Origin of the sequence: Shewanella sp. 10N.286.51.B2 (assembly GCF_041469265.1) — a bacterium.
GTDB lineage: Bacteria > Pseudomonadota > Gammaproteobacteria > Enterobacterales > Shewanellaceae > Shewanella.
This window is the reverse complement of sequence record NZ_JBFRKH010000031.1, coordinates 1-18882: the sequence shown is the minus strand read 5'-3', so window position 1 is coordinate 18882 and position 18882 is coordinate 1. Positions and strand designations below refer to the sequence as shown.

Genomic DNA, 18882 nt, shown 5'->3' with positions numbered 1-18882 from the left:
ATCATGCCCTTAACCTTACGCTAAGGGCATTTTTATAAAAAGTGACCAATCAAATGACTTTAGAAAACATCAGTAGTAATAAAATGTTCAGCGGCTGGTTAAAACAATATAGCCATCACTCTGATACGTTAAACTGCCAAATGCGCTTTGCCATTTATCTGCCGCCACAAGCAGCATCACAAAAAGTGCCGGTGCTATATTGGTTGTCAGGCCTCACCTGCACCGACGAAAACGTGATGCAAAAATCAGGCGTTCAACGAGTCGCAGCAGAGCTTGGCATTGCTATTGTGGCTCCAGATACCAGCCCGCGCGGTGAAAATGTCGCAGATGATGCCAATGGCGCTTATGACTTTGGTTTAGGCGCCGGATTTTATCTTAATGCTACCCAAGCACCCTTTAATACCCACTATCAAATGTATGACTATGTGGTAAAAGAATTGCCAGCCTTTATTGAGCAGCATTTTCCAGTGACAAGCATGCGCAGTATCAGTGGCCACTCTATGGGCGGTCATGGCGCCATTACCATAGGACTTAAAAATCCGCAGCAATATCAATCTATTTCAGCCTTTAGTCCGATCTGTAATCCGATAAATTGCCCTTGGGGGCAAAAGGCTTTTAACGGTTATTTAGGATCAGATCAAACAAGCTGGGCTGAATACGACAGCAGCGAGTTAATGAAAAACTCGATGGTTAAGGTACCTATGCTGGTGGATCAAGGCACTGAAGATAACTTTCTAGTTGAACAACTAAAACCTGAAAGCTTAATTGAAGCCGCTAAAGCTCAGCAATACCCGCTGACCTTACGCATGCAGGAAGGCTATGATCACAGTTATTTCTTTATCAGTAGCTTTATTGAAGATCATTTACGTTTTCACGCAAAGCACTTAATAAAGTAATAAAACCTGAATTCGGTCATAAGCCACCTTGTATTATGACCGAACATAAAAATGGAGTGACTATATTCTCAGTAGTCACTCCATTTTTGTTATCTATTTTTTTAATTCAACTTGTTAGTTAATTTTAAGCCGCCAATTTAGCGAAGTACTTCTTAGAAGCATCTCGAACTTTAGGGGCTAATAAAATAGCTGAGGTCATGGTTGGAATCGCCATTAAAGCATAGGCAGCATCAATAATATTAACGATTTCTTGAATGGTTGCTGTTGCAGCAAACAGTATCGCCAGCAAGAAAAATAATTGATAAAGGCGTAATCTTTTGCGACCAAATAAAAATGCAAAGCACTGACCACCATAAAATGCTTGAGTAAAAATGGTGCTGATACTGAAAAATACCACGCAAAGGATCAGCAAATACGGACCCACGCCAGGCATAGTAACTTCAAAGGCTTGAGCCGATAAATTAACCCCCTCAGCTTCAGTTCCTTGCCACACCCCCGAAATTAAAATGATCATTGCCGTGGCAGTGCACACTAATAAGGTATCAATAGCAGGACCCAGCATGGCCACTAAGCCTTCTTTTACTGGTTCGTTGGTTTTGGCACTACCATGCGCCATTACTTCAGTGCCAATACCCGCTTCATTTGAAAAAGCCGCTCGGCGGATACCGATCAACATGGTGCCCAATATGCCACCACCAACCGAATTAAGTGAAAATGCTTCAGTGATAATAAGCTTAAAATAACTCGGTATATCAGCAATATTGGCAGCAATAACATAAAAAGCGCAGCCCATATAAATGACGATCATTAACGGCACGACTTTAGTGGCCACCGAAGCAATGCGTTTAATCCCGCCTAATATCACGCTGGCAACGATCAGCATAACCACAATCCCTAAGCTTAAATCCACCCAAAAGGTGGATTGATCACTGGGAAAATAGCCAGGTTTAACAATTAACCACTCACGAATAATCTGTACTAATTGATTGGCATTAAACAACGGAAAATTACCAACAAGGCCAACAACACAAAAAAATACCGCTAAAAAGTGCCATTTTTTGCTTAAACCTTGAGTGATTATGTACATGGGCCCCCCCTGCACATCACCATTTTCATCCTTGCCGCGATACATAATAGCTAAGGTACAGGTGAAAAATTTAGTCGCCATTCCCACAATAGCGCTAATCCACATCCAAAAGATGGCCCCCGGTCCACCCACCATAATAGCCACTGCAACACTACCAATATTACCCATACCAACGGTGCCGGCCATGGCACTGGATAACGCCCCTGCGTGGCTAATATGCCCCACAGCGCCTTTATCAGGATATTTACCACGGACAATATTTATAGCGTGGCCAATGTAGCGAAAAGGAATAAAACGTGAATAAATCAGGAAGAAAAGCCCACCACCTACCAGTAAAACCAGCATGTGAGGCCCCCATGCTAAATCAGCCATTTGAGCCGTAATTGAAACCAGAGACATAATAAAAGTTAATTTTTTGTAAATTGTAATTATTGAAAATACGGATAAAAACCACTTTGTGCAATGCTAAATAGGCGTAAACTAACCCTATAAGTAGTGTTTAACAGTAATCATCTAGGATAAAACATGGCAAAAATAGATATTTTAGTGGGCTCAACTCAAGGCGGAACCGAATATGTGGCCGACGATATGGCGGCTCAGCTTAACGAAATAGGCCACCAAACCTGCATTCATTTAGCCGCAAACTTGGATGATCTTGACCCTAAATCACTGTGGATCATTGTCAGTTCAACTCATGGCGCAGGCGATCTTCCAGACAATTTAGCACCCTTTTATCAGCAATTATTGACCTCAAATAGCGATCTAAGCGAGTTAAAATTTGCTTTGTGCGCAATTGGCGACTCAAGTTACGACACTTTTTGTCTTGGGCCTGAAAAAATAATTTCAAGACTCGATCAGCTCGGTGCAAAACAGTTTGTGAATAAGATCCAAATTGATGTTCAAAAGGATCCTGTCCCAGAAGATCCGGCACTAGCTTGGCTTTCAGAGTGGCAATCCTCCATTTAGATCCCCAAAAAGCCAGAGAGCTTGGTTAACATCTTTATTTATACCCACAATAACAACCTATCTTATCCACAAAAAGCAAAATACGATCATAACTTTGTGGATAAGCTATTATTTTTACCGATCATAACGCTGTACAGATCTTAAGGTGATCTGCTCGAAGATCACCCCTGTGGATAACTAGCCGATCTATCCCCAAGTTATATTGAGTTTGATCCTTCATTGATCACAGGATCGTTTTGTCGTTAACCTATGAAAATAAACAAATAAATGAGTTACCCACAGAAAAGTGCGATCCTAATAGTAATAGTAATAAAAAGATCTATTTAAAGATCTTAAGATCTATTAAGCGAAGCCCGTTAGATCGAAACTAGAAAATTGATCATTCCCGAAAAGCAAACCAAGTGCTAAAATACTCGGCTCAAGCAAGCCCTAGATTTGAAATCTAGTTAAATTTTGCAATATCGAATTTACTTTTATCCAAGGTCACAAAATGCATTTTCATGAACGGTTTGATGTAATTGTTGTTGGTGGTGGTCATGCCGGAACTGAAGCTGCCCTAGCAGCGGCAAGAATGGGGTCAAAAACATTATTGTTAACACATAACATTGATACTTTAGGTCAAATGTCTTGTAACCCTGCCATCGGTGGTATTGGAAAAGGTCATTTAGTTAAAGAAATTGATGCTCTTGGTGGTGCAATGGCTACTGCAACAGATTTTGCAGGTATCCAATTTCGAACATTAAATTCCAGTAAGGGCCCAGCAGTCAGAGCGACTCGAGCTCAAGCTGACAGAGCGCTTTACCGTCAAAAAATCCAACAGATTTTACAACACCAGCCTAATTTACGCATTTTCCAACAAGCGGTAGATGACTTAGTTGTTGAAAATAATACAGTAATTGGTGTAGTCACTCAGATGGGACTCGCTTTTGAAGCGCCAAGCGTAGTGTTAACTACAGGCACATTCCTTAGTGGTAAAATCCATATTGGTTTAGAAAATTACAGTGGTGGCCGAGCAGGTGATCCGCCAGCGATTGCCTTAGCAAATCGACTAAAAGAATTGCCAATTCGTGTTGGCCGCTTAAAAACCGGTACCCCACCACGAATTGACGCTAATAGCATTGATTTTTCCAAGATGGCTGAGCAAAAAGGTGATTCACCTTTGCCAGTTATGTCGTTTATTGGTGATGTTAGTCAACACCCTGAGCAAGTATCTTGTTATATCACTCATACCAATGAAAAAACTCACGATATTATTCGTGGAGGTATGGATCGTAGCCCAATGTATTCAGGGGTGATCGAAGGTATTGGACCACGTTATTGTCCATCGATCGAAGATAAAATAAATCGCTTTGCAGATAAATCATCGCATCAGATCTTTATTGAGCCTGAAGGCTTAACCACCAATGAGATCTATCCAAATGGGATCTCAACCAGTTTGCCATTTGATGTGCAATTGAATTTGGTGCGATCGATTCAAGGCATGGAAAATGCTGAAATCATTCGTCCTGGTTACGCTATTGAATATGATTATTTTGATCCAAGAGATTTAAAAAATTCACTTGAAACTAAAAATATCAATGGTTTGTTCTTTGCTGGACAAATTAACGGTACTACCGGTTATGAAGAAGCCGGTGCTCAAGGATTGCTAGCTGGTATGAATGCGTCATTGCAAGTTCAAGGCAAAGAGGCCTGGTGCCCACGCCGTGATCAAGCTTACCTAGGGGTGTTAGTTGATGACTTATCAACCTTAGGTACCAAAGAGCCATACCGTATGTTCACCAGTCGTGCTGAATATCGTTTGCTACTACGTGAAGACAATGCTGATTTGCGCTTGACAGAAAAAGGTCGTGAATTAGGTTTAGTTGATGATCATCGCTGGGCATTATTCAGTGAAAAAATGGAATCGATTGAAACTGAGTTGCAACGTTTACGCAGTAATTGGGTTCATAATAATTCACCTTTGCTTGATGTATTAAACCCAGAGCTTAATACCCCAATTTCTCGTGAAGCATCATTTGAAGATCTACTTCGTCGTCCAGAAATGGATTATAAGAAATTAATGAGTTTAGAAGGTTTTGGACCGGGGATTGAAGATCCACGTGCTGCAGAGCAAGTTCAAATTCAAGTGAAGTATTCTGGTTATATTCAAAGACAGCAAGGTGAAATTGATAAAGCGATTCGTAATGAAACCACAATCTTGCCGCTTGATCTTGATTATCAAGAAGTTCCAGGCCTTTCAAATGAAGTGATCGCTAAGATGAATGAGCATAAACCTGAAACCATTGGTCAAGCATCAAGAATTTCAGGAATGACGCCGGCAGCGATCTCAATCTTGCTGGTTCATCTTAAAAAGCGTGGTTTATTGCGTAAAAGCGCATAAATCCCAGCAAAAAGTTGTCTTTTGACCAATAAGGGAAGCTTTGAGGCTTCCCTTAGTCATTTTCGCCATTCATAATACCCGATGATTTTATTATTCCCATTGCTTTTCGAGGTCACCCAGCGTGCTAGCAACTCAACTTAAAACCTATTTAGCTGAAACAAATATTTCAGCCACAGATACACAGCAAAAACAACTGGTTGATTTTGTTGCCATGCTGAATAAGTGGAATAAAGCCTATAACTTGACCTCGGTTAGAGATCCTGAACAGATGTTAATCCGACATGTGATGGACAGTTTGGTGGTTTCTCCTTATCTTAAGGGGCAACGCTTTATTGATGTCGGAACTGGACCTGGTTTACCAGGGATCCCATTAGCCATTTTAAATCCGGATAAAGAGTTTGTATTACTCGATAGTTTAGGCAAACGGATCCGTTTTCAAAAACAGGTTCAATTTGAATTAAAAATAAATAACATCACTTCAATTGAAAGTCGTGTAGAAGCGTATGAGCCTGAGCAAAAATTTGATGGCGTCATCAGTCGCGCTTTTGCATCAATCGAAGATATGCTCAGCTGGTGCCATCACCTTCCTGCTGCAGATGGTATTTTTTACGCCCTAAAAGGTCAGCTTAGTGATACGGAGTTAGCGACAATTCCTCAGGGTTTTGAAATAGCAGAAACGATAGTGCTTAATGTGCCAAAGTTAGATGAACAAAGACATCTATTAAAGCTGGTTAATAAAAAATAACCATAGCTAATAATTTCTATTATCGGACATCGTAAATCAGTCATTAGGGTGAACTTGTGGGTAAAGTAATTGTCGTTGCCAATCAAAAAGGTGGCGTAGGAAAAACAACAACTTGTGTAAATTTAGCAGCATCACTTGCAGCCACAAAGCGCAAAGTGTTGTTAATTGATCTTGATCCACAAGGTAATGCCACTATGGGCAGTGGCGTCGATAAATACGACGTTGAAAACACCGCTTATGAATTATTAGTCGAAGAAAAGCCCTTCGATGACATAGTGATCAAAAATACCTCAGGTAAATACGATCTGATCGCAGCCAATGGTGATGTTACTGCTGCCGAAATTAAATTAATGGAGTTTTTTGCCCGAGAAATTCGTTTAAAAAATGCCATTGCAGCTGTTAAAGATGATTACGATTACATTTTTATTGATTGCCCGCCTTCATTAAATATGTTGACCGTCAATGCTATGTCAGCTGCTGACTCGGTACTGGTACCAATGCAATGTGAGTATTATGCATTGGAAGGCTTGACCGCCTTAATTGATACCATCACTAAACTGGGGGCTATGGTTAATCCTAGCCTTAGCATCGAAGGGATTTTACGCACCATGTACGATCCGCGAAATCGTTTATCCAATGACGTGTCTGATCAATTAAAACAACATTTTGGTGAAAAAGTGTATCGCACCGTGATCCCCCGTAATATCCGTTTAGCTGAAGCGCCAAGTTTTGGGGCGCCAGCAATGTATTACGATAAATCCAGTGCAGGGGCGAAAGCTTATTTAGCACTGGCTGGTGAAATCATTCGCCGTGCTGAGCAACAAACAGAATCTAAGTAAGTATTAAGTGTAAGGGAATAAAATGACGTTAAAAAAACGCGGTTTAGGAAAAGGCTTAGATGCATTATTGAGTAACAGTAGTGCTGCGAGTCGCAAAGCTGAACTTACACAACCCAAAGCTGAAATCAGTGAGCCACAAGTGGTTACTGAAGATGGTTTACTGATGCTTGATCTCGACTTACTGCAATCAGGTAAATATCAACCTCGTAAAGATATGTCACCTGAAGCACTTGATGAACTGGCTGAGTCGATTCGCTCACAAGGGGTTATTCAACCGATTGTTGTGCGTAAGGTTGATGATACCAAGTATGAGATTATTGCCGGTGAACGCCGCTGGAGAGCCGCTCAAATTGCTCAATTAAACAAAGTACCTTGTATCGTTAAACAGGTTGCTGATGAAGCTGCCGTTGCCATCGCTTTGATTGAGAACATTCAACGTGAAGACTTAAATGCCATGGAAGAAGCCATTGCATTACAACGTTTACTCGAAGAGTTTGAACTGACTCATCAACAAACGGCTGATGCCGTCGGAAAGTCGAGAGCAAGTGTGTCTAATTTATTACGCTTAAACAGTTTAAATGAGCCTGTAAAACGTTTACTGGAATATGGCGATATTGATATGGGTCATGCCAGAGCCTTGCTTGCCATTGAAGGTGAGGAGCAAACTAGCTTAGCTAGATTGGTCGCATCTAAAGAAATGACAGTTCGTGAAACTGAACGATTAGTCAATAAAGCGCTAAATCCGGCTAAAGAGCCTGAAAAAGTAACTCAAGACCATGATGTAAGCCGCTTAGAGCAACAGTTAATTGAACGATTAGGCGCAAAAGTTGCCATTAATCATGGCAGTAAAGGCAAAGGTAAGATTGTAATAAACTACCAAGATCTTGCTGAATTAGATGGTATTCTCAGTAAAATTCACTAAATTCCTCAACAAAATCATTTCAAAGGTAACTTAGTAACAAGGCGTTATTTTAACTTTTAGAATATTTAACGTTAAATCTCGCCTTATATCACTGATTAACCTCTTATCAAAGTTGCAAACAAGGTGTGAAAAGGTATACTTTGCATGCTTTTTTTTCACAACGGATTTATTAATAAACACGTTAATAAATTAGTTGGAAATTAAGCGTTAATGCGGAGATAAAAAATTGAGTAAGGTTTTAGCGCGTCGTGGCCGTTGGTCAGCCTATCGGATAGTGTTGCTACAGGCGGCGATAGCTGGGGGAACTTCAATTTTCTTTTTCGCTCTGTGGGGAGCTCAGTACGGATTTTCTGCTTTAGCAGGAGGTCTCATTGCTGTACTCCCTAATTTTGTATTCGCAACCCTAGCTTTCTCTCATGCGGGAGCTAAAGCATCAAGAAAAGTCGTTTGGTCTTTTTTCTTGGGGGAAGCGGTAAAGTTGCTGCTAACCATTGTATTGTTTTCCATCGCATTTGGTCTGTTGAAAACGTCATTTATGCCGTTATTCATCAGCTATCTGTTGGCATTATTAATACCTTGGACGGCCCCTTTATACTTCAAGCAAAATTAAGTGAGATTAATCATGGCGACAACTGGTGAAGCATTAAATGCTTCCGAGTATATCCAGCATCACCTGACTAATGCGAAAATGTGTTCTGCCGATGGCGGAATCGCTTTTAACTATGCATGTCAAGATGCCGGGTTTTGGACTTGGCACATTGACTCACTTTTGTTTTCAGTAGGTCTTGGGGTTCTATTTTTGTGGGCTTTCTACAAAGTAGGACGAAAAGCAACAACTGGCGTTCCAGGCAAATTTCAATGTTTCGTTGAAATGTGCGTGGAAGGTGTTGATAAAATCGTTAAAGACTCATTCCATGGGCGTAACGCAGTTATCGCACCATTAGGTCTGACTATTTTTGTCTGGGTTTTCCTGATGAATTTAATGGACTTAATTCCGGTTGACTTTGTACCTGAAGCCGCAAACAGATTATTAGGTGTTCCTTACCTTAAAATTGTACCAACAACTGACTTAAACGTAACTCTTGGCTTAGCTTTGAGCGTGTTTGCGTTGATTGTTTTTTACAGTATTAAAGTTAAAGGATTTGGTGGTTTCACAAAAGAAATGACCTTACAACCTTTCAATCATTGGGCACTAATTCCAGTAAACTTAGTATTGGAAACAGTAACCTTGGTTGCGAAGCCGATTTCATTATCGCTTCGTCTGTTTGGTAACCTGTATGCAGGTGAGTTGATCTTTATTCTGATAGCACTGATGCCTTGGTGGGCTCAGTTTGCACTATCAGTGCCTTGGGCTATTTTCCATATTTTGGTTATTGTGCTGCAGGCGTTTATCTTCATGATGCTTACGATTGTATATCTAAGCATGGCACATGAAGAACATTAATTTAATAAAATTAGTTATTTATCGGAGATAAAATGGAAACTGTAATTAGCTTTACAGCAATAGCTGTTGCAATCATGATTGGCTTAGCAGCGCTAGGTACTGGTATTGGTTTTGCTATCTTAGGCGGCAAGTTCTTAGAAGCTTCTGCTCGTCAACCAGAACTAGCTCCAGCATTACAAACTAAAATGTTCATCGTAGCTGGTCTACTTGATGCGATCTCAATGATTGCAGTTGGTGTTGCATTATTCTTCGTATTCGCTAACCCATTCGTAGGTCAGTTACAGGCTGTTGGTTAATCGTCCCTCTTAGTAAGGAGTTGTCGTTATGAGTATTAACGCTACCCTGCTAGGCCAAGCGATTTCTTTTGCTCTCTTCGTGTGGTTTTGCATGAAGTTTGTATGGCCACCATTGATGAACGCTATCGAAGAACGCCAGAAGAAAATTGCCGATGGACTAGCTGATGCAGGACGTGCTGCAAAAGATCTAGAGTTGGCTCAAGCGAAAGCAAATGAGCAACTAAAAGAAGCGAAGGCGACTGCTAACGAAATTATTGAGCAAGCTAATAAGCGCAAAGCTCAAATAGTTGAAGAAGCAAAAATGGAAGCTGATACAGAGCGTGCGAAAATCATTGCTCAAGGTCAAGCTGAAATTGAAAACGAACGTAATCGCGTTAAAGATGACTTGCGTAAGCAAGTTGCTACTCTTGCCATCACTGGTGCAGAGAAGATTCTTCAACGTTCGATTGACCCAGAAGCTCACAGTGACATAGTTAATAAACTTGTTGCTGAAATTTAATTAAGGAAGCGGAGTTATGGCTGAAATAAGCACCATTGCTCGTCCTTATGCAAAGGCAGCTTTTGATTTTGCTGTTGAGCACAAAGCAATTGAAGCTTGGGCAGAAATGCTTAACTTCGCGGCATTGGTAAGTGAAAACGAATCAATTAAGCCGTTGCTAGGTGGCTCATTAGCGAGTGCCAAGCTTGCATCATTATTCATAGAAATATGTGGTGATCAAGTGAACGCGCAAGGTCAAAACCTTTTGAAGGTTATGGCCGAAAACGGTCGTTTAGAGATACTACCTACAGTATCGCTACTTTTTGCTGAATATCGCAATGAGTGGGCAAAAGAAGTTGAAGCCGATGTTGTTTCAGCGACTGAGCTAAGCTCTGAGCAACAAACGCAAATTAGTGTTTCTCTTGAGAAACGTCTCGCACGCAAAGTAAAGCTGAATTGTAGCGTAGATGCATCACTGATTGGTGGTGTAATTATTAAATCAGGCGACTTAGTCATTGACGGCTCTGTTAGCGGTAATTTATCGCGCTTGTCTGATAAGCTACAATCGTAATTGGGAGTTTGAGCATGCAACTGAATTCCACTGAAATCAGCGATCTGATTAAGCAGCGGATCGAGCAGTTCGACGTCGTTAGTGAAGCTCGCAACGAAGGTACAATCGTTGCAGTAAGTGACGGCATCATTCGCATTCATGGCCTAGCCGATGTAATGCAAGGTGAAATGATCGAACTGCCTGGTGGCCGTTTTGCAATCGCGTTGAACTTAGAACGTGATTCTGTCGGTGCCGTAGTAATGGGTCCTTATGCTAATTTAGCAGAAGGCGCAAAAGTTAAGACCACTGGTCGTATTCTTGAAGTACCAGTAGGTCGTGGTTTATTAGGCCGCGTTGTTAACACTCTTGGTGAGCCAATTGACGGAAAAGGACCTATCGACAACGATGGTTTCTCTCCTGTTGAAGTAATTGCTCCTGGTGTTATTGAACGTCAGTCAGTAGATCAACCTATCCAAACTGGTTATAAAGCCGTTGATTCAATGATCCCAATCGGTCGTGGACAACGTGAATTGATCATTGGTGACCGTCAGACTGGTAAAACAGCGATGGCTATTGATGCAATTATCAACCAGAAAGATTCAGGCATTAAATGTGTATACGTAGCTGTAGGGCAAAAAGCTTCTACAATCGCTAACGTGGTACGTAAGCTTGAAGAGCACGGTGCATTAGCTAACACTATCGTTGTAGTTGCAACAGCTTCTGAAGCTGCAGCATTACAATACTTAGCACCTTACTCAGGTTGTTCTATGGGTGAATACTTCCGTGACCGCGGTGAAGATTCTTTAATCGTATATGATGATCTATCTAAGCAAGCAGTTGCTTACCGTCAGATCTCGCTACTATTGAAGCGTCCACCAGGACGTGAAGCATACCCAGGTGATGTATTCTATCTACATTCTCGTTTATTAGAGCGTGCTTCACGTGTAAACGAGCACTATGTAGAAAAGTTCACTAACGGTGAAGTAAAAGGTCAAACCGGTTCTTTAACTGCGTTACCTATTATTGAAACCCAAGCTGGTGACGTATCTGCATTCGTACCGACCAACGTAATTTCTATTACAGATGGTCAGATCTTCCTTGAGACTGACTTGTTTAACTCAGGACTACGTCCTGCTGTTAACCCAGGTATTTCTGTTTCTCGTGTTGGTGGTGCGGCTCAGACTAAGATCATCAAGAAACTGTCTGGTGGTATTCGTACCGCGTTAGCACAGTATCGAGAGCTTGCTGCGTTCTCACAATTTGCATCTGACTTAGATGATGCAACTCGTGCTCAACTTGAGCATGGTGAGCGTGTTACCGAACTTATGAAGCAAAAGCAATATGCTCCAATGAGCGTTGCTGATCAAGCTATCTCAATCTTCTCAGCTGAAAAAGGCTACTTGAAGACTGTAGAATTAAGTAAAATCGGTAGCTTTGAAGCCGCTCTGCTTTCATATATGAACAGCGAACATGCTGAGCTTATTAAAACTATCAATGCAACTGGCAACTACAATGCAGACATTGAAAGTGAATTAAAAGCGGGCATGGACAAGTTCATTGAAACCCAAACCTGGTAATGAATAGAGGTGTCGTAAGACACCTCCGGTCCAGAATTGGAGAGTAAAGATGGCCAACGCTAAAGAGATTAAAACCAAGATCGCGAGTGTTAAAAACACTCAGAAGATCACTTCTGCTATGGAAATGGTTGCAGCCAGCAAAATGCGTAAAGCGCAGGAACGCATGGCTTCAAGTCGTCCATATGCAGAGCATATGCGTCAGGTGATCGGTCACGTTGCGCAAGGTACTCTTGAATATAAACATCCATATTTGGAAGTGAGAGATGCCAAGCGGGTTGGTTACATTGTTGTGTCAACCGACCGTGGCCTTTGTGGTGGTTTGAACGTTAACCTTTTCAAAAAGGTTGTGTCAGACGTGAAGAGCTGGAAAGACCAAGGGGCAGATGTTGAATTTTGTCCTATTGGTGCACGAAGTGTGCAGTTCTTCAAAAGCTTTGGTGGAGAAATCTCTGCCCATGCATCTGGTTTAGGCGATGCGCCTAAATTAGCCGATTTAATCGGTACCGTACGTGTGATGCTACAAGCTTACAACGAAGGTAAATTGGATCGTTTGTTTATTGTGTTCAACAAATTCGTTAACACAATGACTCAAACTCCTGTGATCGAGCAGCTGCTACCTTTGCCTAAGTCAGAAGAAGAAGTAGCTAAGTATCCTTGGGATTATATTTACGAGCCAGATCCAAAAGAAATTTTGGAAGTATTACTGACTCGCTATGTAGAGTCTCAAGTTTATCAAGGTGTTGTTGAGAATATTGCCTCTGAGCAAGCTGCCAGAATGGTAGCGATGAAGGCGGCAACAGACAACGCTGGCGAACTGATCAATGATCTGCAATTAGTCTACAACAAGGCACGACAAGCTGCGATTACGCAAGAATTGTCGGAAATTGTTGCAGGTGCTGCAGCGGTTTAGGTTAGGTAACGAAAACAAGTTTAGAGGATTAATCATGAGCACAGGTACTGTTGTCCAAGTAATTGGCGCGGTTGTGGACGTAGAGTTTCCACAAGATGCTGTACCTCAGGTATATGACGCTCTGAAGATCACAGGTGAAGGCGACTGTAATGGTTTGGTGCTGGAAGTTCAGCAACAACTAGGTGGTGGTGTTGTTCGTGCCATCGCTATGGGTTCTTCTGATGGTCTGCGTCGTGGTCTAGAGGTAGCAAACTCAGGTTCACCAATTTCTGTTCCGGTAGGGGTTGCAACCCTTGGCCGTATCATGAATGTATTGGGCGAGCCTATTGATGAATGTGGCGAAATTGGTGAAGAAGAGCGTTATGAAATTCACCGTGAAGCTCCTTCATATGAAGATCAATCAAGCTCAACTGAACTTTTAGAGACTGGTATCAAGGTTATTGACCTTGTATGTCCATTCGCTAAGGGTGGTAAAGTTGGTTTATTTGGTGGTGCTGGTGTTGGTAAAACCGTCAACATGATGGAATTAATCAACAACATCGCAAAAGCACACTCAGGTCTTTCTGTATTCGCTGGTGTTGGTGAGCGTACTCGTGAGGGTAACGACTTCTACTACGAAATGAAAGATTCTGGCGTACTCGACAAAGTAGCCATGGTTTATGGCCAAATGAACGAGCCTCCAGGTAACCGTTTACGTGTTGCATTGTCTGGTTTGACAATGGCTGAGAAATTCCGTGACGAAGGTCGTGACGTACTGTTATTTGTTGATAACATCTACCGTTATACCTTAGCCGGTACTGAAGTATCTGCACTGTTAGGTCGTATGCCTTCTGCAGTAGGTTACCAACCAACACTAGCTGAAGAAATGGGTGTTCTACAAGAACGTATTACTTCAACTAAGTCTGGTTCTATTACCTCTGTACAAGCGGTATATGTACCTGCGGATGACTTAACCGATCCGTCACCAGCAACAACCTTCGCTCACTTAGATGCGACTGTTGTACTGTCTCGTAACATTGCATCGCTAGGTATTTACCCTGCGGTTGACCCATTGGATTCGACTTCACGTCAATTAGATCCATTAGTAGTTGGTCAAGAGCATTATGATGTTGCGAACGGCGTTCAAACTGTACTTCAGCGCTACAAAGAGCTGAAAGATATTATTGCGATCCTAGGTATGGATGAATTATCTGATGAAGATAAAACAACTGTATTCCGTGCTCGTAAGATTGAAAAATATCTTTCACAGCCTTTCTTCGTTGCTGAAGTATTTACAGGTTCTCCAGGTAAATACGTTTCTCTTAAAGACACCATCCGTGGCTTTAAGGGTATCTTGAATGGTGAGTTCGATCACATTCCTGAGCAAGCGTTCTACATGGTTGGTTCAATCGACGAAGCTGTCGAGAAAGCTAACAAAGCAAAATAACTGAGCATTAGCTTAGTATTTTAGGAGAACTTGATGGCAGCCATGACAGTCCAACTTGATATAGTAAGTGCTGAAAACAGCATGTTCAGCGGTGAAGTAAGCTTCTTAGAAGTGAGCGGCACCGAGGGTGAGTTAGGCATTATGCCTAACCATGCTCCATTACTTACTAGAATCAAACCTGGCATGGCGCGCATGATCAAGCAAGATGGTAGTGAAGAAGTGATGTATCTTTCAGGTGGAATCCTGGAAGTACAACCTGCTTCAATCTCTGTTCTTGCTGACGTCGCTTTGCGTGCCGATGATATTGATGAGCAAGCTGCATTAGAAGCTAAGCAAAAGGCTGAAGCGAATATCGCTAATGCTGGTGCTGACTTTGATTATGAAGCTGCAACAATTGAATTAGCTAAATCATTAGCTCAACTTCGTGTTGTTGAAACCATCAAAAAGAACATTGCCAGATAAAGGTTATTGTTTTGAAAAGGCGACCCTAGGGTCGCCTTTTTTGTATCTAGAATTTGAATCAATTGCATCATAATAGTCGTGCTTATACGCCAATTTTTGACTAATAGTGTAATAATTTCCATGCTGATTTCCTGTCCCCCACAATCTAGGTTAAAATCAGCGTCAATAAACTGCATTAGCCAAAATTGAAAACTTGTATAAAGGAATCCCGATGTCATTAAATGTTGTAATTTTAGCTGCTGGTAAAGGAACACGGATGCGTTCAGACTTGCCAAAGGTACTGCACCCTATTGCCCACAAAAGCATGGTGCAACATGTTATTGATACTGCAAACTCATTAGGCTCAAACGCTATTCAATTGGTTTATGGCTATGGCGCAGACAAGCTGCAAGCTTCTTTAGGTGAGCAAGCGGTTAATTGGGTATTGCAAGCTGAGCAATTAGGTACAGGCCACGCCGTCGCGCAAGCCAATCCAAACATTAACGATGATGACACTGTGCTGATTTTATATGGGGATGTGCCGTTAATTCAGCAGTCTACCTTAGAAAGCCTACTTGCTGCTCGCCCTGAAAATGGTTTAGCAATATTAACAGTTAATTTAGCTAACCCAAGCGGTTATGGCCGTATCGTGCGCGAAGGTGGCAAGGTTGTTGGTATTATTGAGCAAAAAGATGCTAATGCTGAGCAACTACTTATCAATGAAGTGAATACCGGCATTATGGCGGTACCTGGTAAGCAATTAAAAGCGTGGCTAGGGCGTCTTTCAAACAGTAATGCCCAAGGTGAGTATTACCTAACCGATATTATTGCTATGGCCCACGAAGATGGAGTGGCAATTGATACCGCGCAGCCACAATCAGCAGTGGAAGTTGAAGGCGCTAATAACCGCGTTCAGTTAGCGCAATTAGAACGTGCTTATCAAGCCCGTGAAGCTGAAGCGTTAATGCTGGCTGGCGCAAATTTACGTGATCCTAGCCGTATCGATATCCGCGGTGATGTGACCGTGGGTATGGACGTGATGATTGATGTTAATGTCATCTTTAATGGCAAAGTGACTTTAGGTAACAATGTCACTATTGGCGCAGGCGCGATATTAACTGACTGCGTTATCGCTGATAATGCTGAAATTAAGCCTTACTCAATCGTTGAAGGGGCAAAGCTTGGAGTTGCAGCCAGTGCTGGACCATTTGCTCGTTTACGTACAGGCGCTGAGCTAAAAGATAATGCCCATATTGGCAACTTTGTTGAAATGAAAAAGGCAGTGTTAGGTGAAGGCTCTAAAGCTGGCCATTTGGCTTATTTAGGCGATGCCAATATTGGTGCAGGGGTTAACATTGGTGCAGGTACTATTACCTGTAACTATGATGGTGCGAATAAATTCTTAACCACCATAGAAGATGGCGTATTTGTGGGGAGTGATACTCAATTAATTGCCCCAGTGACCATAGGTAAAAATGCCACTTTGGGTGCTGGTTCAACAATTGCTAAAGATGTCGCTGAAGGCGAGTTAGTTATTACTCGTGTTAAACAGCGCCATATCAGTGGTTGGGCAAGACCAGTTAAAAAAGCCAAATAAACTAAAAAACGATTAAATATCAAACGACAAGCATAGTTGCTTGTCGTTTTTTTTTACATAAAAAACACAAAGGTAAAGGCAATGTAAATAAACTTTAATAATAATCATTCTCATTTATAGTTGCGCCACATAAATACACAATTGCGAAACTTTAGAGGGTGAAGATGTTAACAAAGCTATCTTGTTTGTCACTTGCGGTAACGAGTGCAATTTTATCAATGTCTGTTATAGCAGAAGAGCAGAGCCATACCAATCAAGCCAGCTCTCCAGGTATCGAGCATATTGAAGTCACAGGTAGACAATTCAATGACTATAAAGTCGGTACGGCATCTGGCGCAATGCGCGGTGATATTAGCATTTTAGATACCCCTCAATCAGTTACCGTCATTCCTGATTTTATTACCGACGAGCAATTAGCCACGAATTTATCAGAAGTGCTAGTTAATGACTCCAGTGTGACTGGCGGCAGTGAAAAGTGGAATCGTCAGGTATTTAACCTTCGCGGTTTTGAGCTATCTTCAGGCTCAGGTTTCTTGATTAATGGTCAGCAGCAGTGGTCTCACTATGTACAGCCAATCGAAACATTACAGCAAGTTGAAGTGTTAAAAGGGCCTTCAAGCATGTTGTACGGTCAGTCAGGTCCCGGTGGACTGATTAATATGGTTACCAAAAAATCGACTTATGATTCAATGATCGATATCGGTTTTGACATTGATGAGCATGGTTCTACTCGTTTGCAACTTGATGCGGGTGGCAGTTTGAATGAAGCGCAAACGCTGCGCTATCGCACCGTGCTGGTGAAACAAGATACCCAGTATTGGCGAGAGTACCGCGATGACTCTAATCAAGAACGAGATCGTTGGTTAGGCTATTTAAATGTAGAGTTTGATGTCACTGATGATTTGTTGTTGTCGGTTAAATATGACCATACCCAAGACAAAACCGGAATCGATCGTGGTGGTTGGTTAGATGCTGATGGAGAACTTATTGGTGGACGTGACACGATTTGGGATATGCCTTGGGCATTTACCGATAACACCATTAGTAATTTAGGTGCTGAATTAACTTATCATTTAACTGATGATTGGAAAATTAAAGCTGGTTATAACGACCAACAATTTAACCGTCAGCGTTTAGATTCATCGCCAAGCCTATGTGCTGCATGTGGTGATGATCCGCTAACAGATGGCTACTATATCAGTCCATTTGATCGTTATGATGATTGGCAGCATAAGACTGGCTTTGTTGATTTAACGGGTAATTTTCAAACTGGTAATTTAGGTCATCAATTGTTAATTGGCGCCAATATGCTTGATTATTATTACGGTCAGCTCAAAGAATCTGGCGACAAATATCAAGTTGTGATGCCTGGGCTGCCCATGCCTAACCCTCAACTTGATTATCGTAATGATGACACTAAATCTGAAAGTGAATACAAGCATTACGGCTTTTATATTCAAGATTTAATAACAATCAATGACTCATGGAAAGCGCTGGCTGGTATGCGTTATGACGAGCAAAAGAAAGAAGGTGCTGGTAACAATAGCTATGCAGTGTCACCTAAGTTTGGGCTTATTTACTCGCCAGTAGAAAGCGCAAGCATTTACCTTAATTATTCAAAAAGCTTCACACCACAAGGTATGGTTAACGATATTAATGATCTTAATGACCAAATGAACCTTGATCCTGAATACGGCGAACAGTATGAACTTGGTGCCAAGTGGGAGCTATTTGACGGCAGTTTATTGCTGACTGGCGCTGTATTTGATATCACAGTGAATAATGTCACAGTAAAAGAGCAGATTGAAAACTCTGAGCAAACCATTACCACTCAATCAGGTGAGCAGCGCCATCGAGGTTTTGAAATAGGTTCACAAGGCCAGATAAGCGATAAATGGTTTATGACCGGTTCAATGATGTATTTAGATGCAGAGTATATCCGCCCAGATCAAGATAGCTTGAATGGCAAAACCCCAGTAGATGCGCCTGAATTATCGGCGAATATCTGGACTCGTTACGAAATGACCCAAGACTTAGCCTTTAATTTCGGGGCAATATATGTTGGCGAACGTTTTGCTAATACCAGTAATGCCATTGTAAAAGACGACTATGTTCGTTTTGACTTAGGTGCTGCCTATTCAATGCCGGTAATGGGAAGCGATATTAGCGTACGCATGAATATCAAAAACCTATTTGATACCGACTATCTTGATGGTGGTTCAGAAACTGATGTCACCGTTGGAGAGGGACGGAACTTTAGCTTAGCATTTGAAGCAAAATTCTAAGTATTAATAAGGCATTAAGTAAAGAGACTGTAACTAATTTTGT

At 41.6% G+C, this 18882-nt stretch carries 18 protein-coding genes; 17 read left to right on the top strand and 1 reads right to left on the bottom strand.

The genetic code is table 11. The features are described 5' to 3' along the window. Positions 1–53 precede the first annotated feature (53 nt). Entirely contained in the window at positions 54–896 is an 843-nt protein-coding gene (gene fghA, locus AB4140_RS08690; RefSeq protein ID WP_372000598.1) for an S-formylglutathione hydrolase, read from the top strand. Positions 897–1020: 124 nt separating this feature from the next. Here fghA and AB4140_RS08685 read toward each other — a convergent pair whose 3' ends face one another. Beyond that, positions 1021–2328 (bottom strand): sodium:alanine symporter family protein, encoded by a 1308-nt coding sequence (locus AB4140_RS08685; RefSeq protein WP_241901061.1) that lies wholly within the window; start codon positions 2326–2328, stop codon positions 1021–1023. A gap of 180 nt (positions 2329–2508) precedes the next feature. Here AB4140_RS08685 and mioC point away from each other — a divergent pair, with 180 nt between their 5' ends. From mioC to AB4140_RS08605, 16 genes are all read left to right on the top strand, one after another. Continuing rightward, complete coding sequence (mioC, locus tag AB4140_RS08680; protein ID WP_102436396.1) at positions 2509–2949, top strand: FMN-binding protein MioC; 441 nt, start codon at positions 2509–2511, stop codon at positions 2947–2949. 490 nt (positions 2950–3439) lie between these two features. Continuing rightward, on the top strand, positions 3440–5329 hold the full coding sequence (mnmG, locus tag AB4140_RS08675; RefSeq protein ID WP_102436394.1) for a tRNA uridine-5-carboxymethylaminomethyl(34) synthesis enzyme MnmG: 1890 nt from the start codon (positions 3440–3442) through the stop codon (positions 5327–5329). Positions 5330–5450: 121 nt separating this feature from the next. Further along, complete coding sequence (rsmG, locus tag AB4140_RS08670; RefSeq protein ID WP_102436392.1) at positions 5451–6074, top strand: 16S rRNA (guanine(527)-N(7))-methyltransferase RsmG; 624 nt, start codon at positions 5451–5453, stop codon at positions 6072–6074. Positions 6075–6130: 56 nt separating this feature from the next. Then, positions 6131–6913, top strand: coding sequence for a ParA family protein (locus tag AB4140_RS08665; protein WP_372000595.1), 783 nt, complete (start codon positions 6131–6133; stop codon positions 6911–6913). Between the two features lie 22 nt (positions 6914–6935). Then, positions 6936–7835 carry a ParB/RepB/Spo0J family partition protein gene (locus AB4140_RS08660; RefSeq protein ID WP_102520266.1) on the top strand — a complete coding sequence of 300 codons (900 nt, stop codon included), beginning with the start codon at positions 6936–6938 and terminating at the stop codon, positions 7833–7835. A gap of 226 nt (positions 7836–8061) precedes the next feature. After that, positions 8062–8445 carry an ATP synthase subunit I gene (locus AB4140_RS08655; protein WP_372000593.1) on the top strand — a complete coding sequence of 128 codons (384 nt, stop codon included), beginning with the start codon at positions 8062–8064 and terminating at the stop codon, positions 8443–8445. Positions 8446–8457: 12 nt separating this feature from the next. Further along, positions 8458–9279: a F0F1 ATP synthase subunit A gene (gene atpB / locus AB4140_RS08650; RefSeq protein ID WP_076541877.1), complete on the top strand. Its 822-nt coding sequence runs from the start codon at positions 8458–8460 to the stop codon at positions 9277–9279. A 32-nt stretch (positions 9280–9311) separates the two neighbouring features. Then, on the top strand, positions 9312–9575 hold the full coding sequence (gene atpE, locus AB4140_RS08645; protein WP_076541802.1) for a F0F1 ATP synthase subunit C: 264 nt from the start codon (positions 9312–9314) through the stop codon (positions 9573–9575). 28 nt (positions 9576–9603) lie between these two features. After that, positions 9604–10074 (top strand): F0F1 ATP synthase subunit B, encoded by a 471-nt coding sequence (atpF, locus tag AB4140_RS08640; protein WP_076541804.1) that lies wholly within the window; start codon positions 9604–9606, stop codon positions 10072–10074. A gap of 16 nt (positions 10075–10090) precedes the next feature. Next, positions 10091–10624, top strand: a complete 534-nt coding sequence (gene atpH / locus AB4140_RS08635; protein WP_102436386.1) for a F0F1 ATP synthase subunit delta — start codon at positions 10091–10093, stop codon at positions 10622–10624. 14 nt (positions 10625–10638) lie between these two features. Continuing rightward, entirely contained in the window at positions 10639–12180 is a 1542-nt protein-coding gene (gene atpA, locus AB4140_RS08630) for a F0F1 ATP synthase subunit alpha (protein ID WP_102436384.1), read from the top strand. A gap of 49 nt (positions 12181–12229) precedes the next feature. Further along, a complete protein-coding gene (gene atpG / locus AB4140_RS08625; protein WP_102436382.1) occupies positions 12230–13090 on the top strand; it encodes a F0F1 ATP synthase subunit gamma in 861 nt (286 codons plus the stop codon). A gap of 34 nt (positions 13091–13124) precedes the next feature. After that, a complete protein-coding gene (atpD, locus tag AB4140_RS08620; protein ID WP_102436380.1) occupies positions 13125–14516 on the top strand; it encodes a F0F1 ATP synthase subunit beta in 1392 nt (463 codons plus the stop codon). A 33-nt stretch (positions 14517–14549) separates the two neighbouring features. Further along, positions 14550–14978, top strand: coding sequence for a F0F1 ATP synthase subunit epsilon (locus tag AB4140_RS08615; protein ID WP_076541813.1), 429 nt, complete (start codon positions 14550–14552; stop codon positions 14976–14978). A 211-nt stretch (positions 14979–15189) separates the two neighbouring features. Further along, positions 15190–16554 (top strand): bifunctional UDP-N-acetylglucosamine diphosphorylase/glucosamine-1-phosphate N-acetyltransferase GlmU, encoded by a 1365-nt coding sequence (gene glmU / locus AB4140_RS08610; protein WP_303413232.1) that lies wholly within the window; start codon positions 15190–15192, stop codon positions 16552–16554. Positions 16555–16718: 164 nt separating this feature from the next. Beyond that, positions 16719–18839 carry a TonB-dependent siderophore receptor gene (locus tag AB4140_RS08605; RefSeq protein ID WP_372000589.1) on the top strand — a complete coding sequence of 707 codons (2121 nt, stop codon included), beginning with the start codon at positions 16719–16721 and terminating at the stop codon, positions 18837–18839. Positions 18840–18882 lie beyond the last annotated feature (43 nt).